Source organism: Pseudomonas sp. IT-P258 (assembly GCF_949767825.1).
In the GTDB taxonomy this organism is placed as follows: Bacteria; Pseudomonadota; Gammaproteobacteria; order Pseudomonadales; family Pseudomonadaceae; genus Aquipseudomonas; species Aquipseudomonas monachiensis.
Window position 1 is genome coordinate 1 of record NZ_CATKPU010000108.1, and the last position, 238, is coordinate 238.

Here is a 238-nt window from a genome sequence, read left to right on the forward strand (position 1 = left end):
CGCCGCTTTCACGGTGCCCGCCGCGGTCATCAGCATCGGCATGAAGCGAGGGTAGTGGTGCGCGGCCAGCAACACAGCCTTGTAACCGGCGATGTTGGCTTGCGAGGACAGCACGTCCAGGCTCTGGGCGCGGGAGGTACGCGGCGCGGCTTCCAGGGCAAAGGCGGTAATGCCGCACTCGGCCATTTTGGCGATGGTTTCGTTGCTGAACGGGTTGAGCATGCCCACCACAACGGTA

Annotated in this window: 1 pseudogene; it reads right to left on the minus strand. The window is 64.3% G+C overall.

What is annotated here, in order from left to right:
- Nucleotides 1-238: pseudogene (locus tag ACM6G4_RS27470) on the minus strand (NAD(P)(+) transhydrogenase (Re/Si-specific) subunit alpha); the annotation flags it as partial.